This window comes from Paenibacillus sp. 01L418 (assembly GCF_056400045.1).
Window position 1 is genome coordinate 1 of sequence record NZ_JBFTSN010000349.1, and the last position, 6,740, is coordinate 6,740.

The window sequence follows — 6,740 nt, forward strand, 5'->3', positions numbered from 1 at the left end:
ACATAAGGGTCTTCTCCCATCGTTTCGGCAATTCTTCCCCATCTAGGATCTCTCGTAATATCGATCATCGGCGCAAACACCCACGAAATACCGTCGGAAGCTGCTTCCTTAGACGCTGCTGCTGCTGTTCTTCTAATCAGATCTGGGTTCCAGCTTGCCGATTGAGCGAGTGGAATAGGGAATACTGAACGATAGCCGTGAATAACGTCTCTCCCAACGATCATCGGTATGCCAAGGCGTGACTTTTCAATGGTTTGTTTTTGCAGTGTATTCGCTTGTTCAACGCCCGATAAATTAAACAAAGAGCCTAACATTCCTTTATCGATGAGATCCTTCATAATTAGATTGATCTCACCGCCGGCATCCGGATTTATCGCATGAAAGCCCCAGTCAAATTGCGACATTTGGCCAATTTTTTCTTCTAATGTCATTTGGGAAATCAAGGACAATACTTTCTCCTTTATTTCCGACGAGAACAACTTCTTGTTTCCTGCCATCGATAACAACTCCTTCATGTATATACTGTCCATTATGAAGGAAATAGACAGGCATTTGTAGAAACAAACTAATGATAAACATCAACGATCTGCTTATGGAAGAGGAGAAACAGTAATGAAGGAAACTGGAATAAAGCTCGATTATTGTGCCTTTATGTACCATAATACGCCTTTTAGACATACCTTTAAATCCGGCCTCGAAACCTATATCATTCGATTGCAGACTGAAGGCTTATGCCAAGCATTGATTGCAGGGCAGGTCGATATCATCGAGCCTGGCGACCTTCTTCTGTTTGCCCCTGGTGAAGTTTATGATCTGAGAATTGGCGAGCTTGGGCCAAGCGGAGACTATTATGTGATCTGCAGCGGTTCTTGGCTTGATGAATGGTGGAAGCTTCAGCGAAGACCCCAAAAAACAAAAATAGGTGAGAACGGGAGAATAGCAGCTTTATGGCAGCAATTAATACTAGAAAGCAGACGGCATGACGGCGGTAATCCTGAACTATTGTGTACGCTGATGCAATCACTTTGCTATTTGCTCKATAGAGCCATAGATGAAGCAACCTCATACAACTCCGGTCCCAAGCTGCTCGCTTATAAAATAAAGCTTTATATCGAGGAGCATGCAGCGATTCCGTTCACTTTATCCGATGCTGCGAAACATACGGGACTTAGCGTATCCCGCTCGGTTCAGCTGTTCAAAGCTGAATTCGGCATGTCCATTATGCAATATGCCCAGAAGGTGCGTCTGGCGATGGCGCTGGAACTAATGGGCAAAAGTCCGCTTACGCTCGAACGTATTGCCGAAGAAACCGGATTCGGCAGCTATACTTACTTCCATCGCGTGTTCCAGYGGTATTACGGCATCTCACCTGGCGCATACCGAAAACAAATGACAGAAAAACAATAAGCCACGTCCAGAGGACGTGGCTTATTGTTTCATTTCCTTTAAACGGATTACATTCGAATTAGGATTGTATGATTGCATCTTCTGAATTGTTTTTAAAATATTGCTTCAAACCTTCAACAATAGCTTTCGCAGCACGATCTTGTCCATCTTCTCCAAGTAAAACGGCTTCTTCAACGGGGTTTGTCAAATAACCTACTTCGAGCAAAATCGCCGGCACCTTGCTTAGTGAAAGAACCTTTAACTCTTCATTCCGTATTCCGCGATCCCGAAAGCCCATTGCCTTTACAACTTGATTATGCATAGTCTGAGCTAATTCAATATTTTCATCAAAACGATAAAACGTTTCAATTCCACCAACATTCTCGTCCTTATAGGTGTTCGCATGAATGGATAGAAGAACATCTGCTTCCATTTGATTTGCTATATCAGGACGTACGTCCAGATCAATAAACGTATCATCATTCCGGGTTAGATGCGGCTCAAACATGTTCTCTTGCTTTAACAGTTCGTACACTTTCTGAGATAACGATAGTGTAAAATGTTTTTCCCTTTTTCCGCTAGCTCCTTCCGCCCCAGGATCTTTGCCGCCATGCCCTGCATCAATGACAACTTTGTATATCCTATCTGGTTTTCCATCCAAGGATTGCTGCTTCGTTGGAACAATTGGCGGATTGGCTGACAGAGCTTGCGACTTTTCTTCTTTGTTTGCGGCAAAGCCTATTAAAGTTACACTAATTAAAACTAGAGTGAATAAAAGCACAATTAGCCTGACTATTCGCGATTTTCGTTTTTTCGTATACGAGTACATGTTGTCCTCCTAAGTAATAGATGTTTAGCAGCTTCTTTATTTATACATAATCCTCATTTCGAGCACTTCTCCAATTTGTAAACAAGTTGTATCTAAAAATGTTGAAATGCGTCGGCTTATGAAACACAAAAAAACAGCCATCACCGATGGAAGCAGTGATAGCTGTTTGGAAACATGTTTTATTTAAACTCAATGATGTAATTCATCGATAATTGTACGGACAATTGGCTTTTTACTTGAGCGTCAAATGACTTCCAGCCGCTCAAATAGAGCTTGTTGCCCGATGGACTCCACTCCATTTGACCCGGATTTATTCCTTTGAACACCTCCTGTTCATTCAAAAGATTGTTTCCTTGCAATTTGGCAATATAGATATTCAGCGAATCTTTCGAGTATGCAATATATTTGCGATCCCTTGTTAAACGGAAATTACCCACTTGCTCACCTAAAATCGTGGTAGCTTTATTGCGGCGATCATATGCAAACAGCAAATTGTTCTCGCTGACAAACAAAATTTGATCATTATTGAGAAAGTCTACCGTCCCATCACGATTCAATAGATGATTATACAAACTGGAAATTCCAGTGCCGTCTATTTTACCGAACAAGATCGATTGTCCATCATACATTTGTCTGATGATCAATACCGTTTCTCCATTATCAGAAATTTTCGCATATCTCGACCAGCTTTTCTCACTTTCATACGGAACATCATATTTCTTCATCTTTTTAGTCGTAACGTCGTAAACGGCAAGCTTTTCTACTTTCTGATCATCCCATATGAAAAAAGAGAGATACCGGCTGTTGTTAGACCAGATCATCGTAGCCGACAAAGAGTCCTGCATATCCTCGACAGTAATCGCCTTGCCATCAATCTGGCTGTAGATCTTCAGGGTTCTGTTTTTGTTATTATCCCAACCGTAAACTGCGATTTTAAGCCCATCTGGGGACACCATGCTTGCTTCTGAATATTGATTGAAATTCATAACCTCTTTCATCGTCTGATTCTTATAATCAAAGCGCTGCAAGGTTTGAGTAAAATCTATATTTTTGAGCATGCCTAGAATCTGCTCATTGTCTGACCATCCGAGAATTTGGATTTCACTCTCCTCTTCCTCAAACATGCGATAGATTTTGCTTACTTCAAAATCACCGTTCGAATGGGCCAATTCTGGTGCCGCTTCTGTATCTGGTATAACGACGGTTCTTGAATTAAATTTCGTAGATGCGCAGCCCGACAAAATAACGAGGATAAGCAGAGCAAATACTGATTTTCTAATCACGAGGTCACCTGCTTGTTATCAAATTGCGGGATGTGAACAATTACGCTTGTTTCTCTATCCTCGCTTTGGATTTGAATGGTTCCTTGATGTTCTTCAACAATGGCTTTGCAAATGCTAAGCCCCAATCCGCGGCTCCCGACTTCTTTCACAAGACGACCATTTTCTCTATAAAAGGGTTCATAAATACGGGCTAAATGTTTTGGTGCAATGACATCTCCCTGATTTATAAAAGTGAATTGTATGACCTCGGAGATCAGACCTGCCTTCACTATAATTTCAGAGGAAGCATCGCTGTATTTAATCGCATTATCAATCAAGTTGATAAACAGCTGTCTTAATTTAGTTGGACTGCCCTCAATGATGAGATGATCTTCTAATTCGCAAACAATATTTTTGTTATACTTTTGGGCTTTGAACGCCATACCTTCACAAACGCTTAGCAAAATAAACCCTGCATCAACCATTTCATAGGATGCTTTAGAATCTGTTTCCTTAGACAACTCCAATAGCTGCAAAACCATTTCGTGAAGACGAGCACTTTCATCCGCTATATGCACAATACCTTTCTCGAAAAAAACCTCATCATTTTGCCCATTGTCTTTGATCATCTGCGCGTAGCCCATGATAGAAGTTAGAGGTGTTTTCAGCTCATGGGTAACATTGTCGTAAAATTGCTTGCGATGCTGGTTTAACTCTTTAAGGCGGTCACGGTCCTTTTCTATTTTGCCAATTTGAAGTCTAATTTTCTCAATCATTTGATTGAAGTTATGAGCAAGCTTGCCCAGCTCGTCCTTTCGGTTTAAAGAGATATGGACATTAAGATTGCCGTTTATCACTTCCGTTGAAACTTTGGTCATCTTGACGATGGGCAGTGTAATGTTCCAGAACAATGCATAACAAAGCAGCAAGCCCATAGCAAAGATAGCGATCGTGACATACAAAATGACATCTAATATTTGCCTGCTGTTCTCATAAAGCATCGATACGTCTTTGGAAAATCGTAAAATACCTATTTTTTCACCGTCAATGACAACCGGATATGAAAAATAGATCGTAGATATTTTTTCTTGATGGGAGATGGTATAAGCGGTTTCTCCCTTGAGAGCATGCTTGAAATCGTCTCCAAGTGGACTCATGAAGGGAGCACTGTCCGATGCAGCAAGCTGCTTGCCCTTTAATGAATAAACAGCCACTTGGCTAGACGTAATATTTTTCAAATCAACAACCAACTCTTTAGACATCTGCTCGAAATAAATTTCATCATGACTATAATGATTGATCATAAACGTCTGTTTTACATAAACATTGCTGTTTTTCTTCATCGTATTCAAATCCTGTGTAATGATAGTTTCGTTGCTGGATTCAATAATTTGCATGACAAAATGATGCAGCAGCAATAGCGAGGTGACAAAAATAACTAACAATCCGATTAAAAACTTAACCTTGATAGACTGTACCATATTCATTCCACATTCTTCTCGAATTTGTACCCGACACGAAATACCGTAGTAATGATGTCATTGGCATCAAGCTTTTTGCGCAAACGCTGAATATGAATATCCACGGTTCGAGTATCACCAAAATAATTATAGCCCCATACTAAATCAAGCAAATTTGAACGAGTAAATACGCGTCCTCTAGAGCTCGTCAAAGTCATCAATAGGTCAAATTCTTTTGGTGTCAGCTCAATGAGCTCATTGTCTTTTTTGACCATTCTTTCGGGTACATTAATTTCTATCGTTTTGAACTTGATGATTGCTGGCGCTGCTTCTTCGTTCACTGCCGTTATAGGATTGATTCTGCGCAGTAATGTACGAATGCGGACGATTACTTCACGCATATCAAATGGTTTCGTAATATAGTCGTCGGCGCCAAGCTCCATTCCGATAACTTTGTCGGAAATATCAGACCTAGCCGTAATCATGATGATCGGAAGCATGTATTTCCCCATAATTTGCTTGCAAATATCAAGTCCGCTTTGATCGGGAAGCATCCAATCAAGCAGCAGCAGATCAGGCTTGAACGCTTCGATTTCTCTTAAGCCATCCTTGCCGTTATGCGCAAGCTTGGTTTGAAATCCCTCTTTCTGCAAGCCATATGCAAGCAAATCAGCTATCGCTTCTTCATCTTCTATGATCAATATTTTGGTAAGCTCCATTCGTTCATCTCCATTCACCCTTGATCGTATCACAGCCTCGTTTTCACAAACAACTAAGCCCACAAAAGTTTACAGTATTGAAACAAGTCGGATGCATAACAGTTGGATATACTTAGCATGCGCAAAAAAGCAAATATCGACTATTAAAATTTGAAGTTGCTCGCTGTGTACGAATAAAAAAACGCAACCCATATCGGGTTGCGCTAAATACATTTTGATTTGTAAATGTTAGCCTATGCCATGCTCTTTTCGAATGTTGTACATTTCTTGAATCAACAGATCTCCTGGATCCCGGTTCAACTGCAAATGAATCAACAAGAAATGCAAAGAAATCGCACATACGTTATTTCCGCCTGTGAGTGCCGGAAATCCAGCTTCAAAGACTGGACCGTGGTCTTCCTTCCAAGCAAGACCTGCATGCACCTGCTCCGCAGCAAACTCTTCCGTTACTGCTTTTATACATTCCGGAACGAGTATATTGTCAATTATCTCTTTAGCCTCAGCTTCATTCGTTGCTGGTTTTGGGAGGGGCTTGCCACCCTTCGTCTCCATAAGTTCAACGAAAAATGAAGACATCCATACTGCAGGATCATTGTCCGATTGGAACCTGTTAAGCAACTCATGCAGAAAAAAACCGCAGGAATATCTACTACCCGATTCATCCTTCACATGAAATATAAAAACTGGGCCATAATCATGGAAATTCGAAACCTGTGCCTCAACATCGTTATACTGTATTCTTAAAGCTGCAAGGCCATTATCGTAAACAGCTTTTATAAGCTCCGCCCATTCCTCCTTGGACATCTCTGTTTCCTCGCTATTTACTTCCAAGTCAGTTGTCTCATTGTTTACGTTCATAGTTCCACCTGTCTCCTATCATACTATCATCCTGTAAAGTAGGCTTCATTGCGATCATATCATACGGCAACTCTACTGCAAATCTATTATAGATTACCACAAATGGTTTCAGTCATCCAACAACGATACGGCAGCTCTGTCTTCGTCCTCTTAACAACAAGGGGAACAAATCCTTTGGACTTGTTCCCCTTGTTTTCTGCACCTTGCAATGGTTCAGCGGCTATCT

General features: G+C 41.0%; 7 protein-coding genes. 1 reads left to right on the forward strand and 6 read right to left on the reverse strand.

Going from position 1 to position 6,740, the window contains the following annotated elements; translation table 11 throughout:
- Positions 1-497 (reverse strand): glycoside hydrolase family 3 N-terminal domain-containing protein (locus AC1DSE_RS27205; protein ID WP_477528496.1); only part of this gene is annotated, 497 nt, incomplete at its 3' end.
- Positions 498-612: 115 nt separating this feature from the next.
- On the opposite strand from AC1DSE_RS27205, the gene AC1DSE_RS27210 reads away from it, so the two are divergent.
- The gene (locus tag AC1DSE_RS27210) at positions 613-1,407 is read left to right on the forward strand and encodes a helix-turn-helix domain-containing protein (protein WP_477528497.1); all 795 of its coding nucleotides are present in this window, start codon (positions 613-615) and stop codon (positions 1,405-1,407) included.
- A 58-nt stretch (positions 1,408-1,465) separates the two neighbouring features.
- Here the strand turns inward: AC1DSE_RS27210 and AC1DSE_RS27215 are convergent, their stop codons facing one another.
- The 5 genes from AC1DSE_RS27215 to AC1DSE_RS27235 all read right to left on the reverse strand — a co-directional run bounded on the left by AC1DSE_RS27215 (position 1,466) and on the right by AC1DSE_RS27235 (position 6,514).
- Complete coding sequence (locus AC1DSE_RS27215) at positions 1,466-2,215, reverse strand: N-acetylmuramoyl-L-alanine amidase family protein (protein WP_441880916.1); 750 nt, start codon at positions 2,213-2,215, stop codon at positions 1,466-1,468.
- A 179-nt stretch (positions 2,216-2,394) separates the two neighbouring features.
- Positions 2,395-3,498: a hypothetical protein gene (locus tag AC1DSE_RS27220; RefSeq protein WP_441880915.1), complete on the reverse strand. Its 1,104-nt coding sequence runs from the start codon at positions 3,496-3,498 to the stop codon at positions 2,395-2,397.
- Positions 3,495-4,964: a HAMP domain-containing sensor histidine kinase gene (locus tag AC1DSE_RS27225; protein ID WP_477528498.1), complete on the reverse strand. Its 1,470-nt coding sequence runs from the start codon at positions 4,962-4,964 to the stop codon at positions 3,495-3,497. The genes AC1DSE_RS27220 and AC1DSE_RS27225 overlap by 4 nt, the downstream gene beginning before the upstream one ends.
- On the reverse strand, positions 4,961-5,656 hold the full coding sequence (locus AC1DSE_RS27230) for a response regulator (RefSeq protein WP_441880913.1): 696 nt from the start codon (positions 5,654-5,656) through the stop codon (positions 4,961-4,963). The genes AC1DSE_RS27225 and AC1DSE_RS27230 overlap by 4 nt, the downstream gene beginning before the upstream one ends.
- Positions 5,657-5,884: 228 nt before the next feature.
- Positions 5,885-6,514 (reverse strand): hypothetical protein, encoded by a 630-nt coding sequence (locus AC1DSE_RS27235; protein WP_477511955.1) that lies wholly within the window; start codon positions 6,512-6,514, stop codon positions 5,885-5,887.
- Between the last annotated feature and the right edge of the window lie 226 nt (positions 6,515-6,740).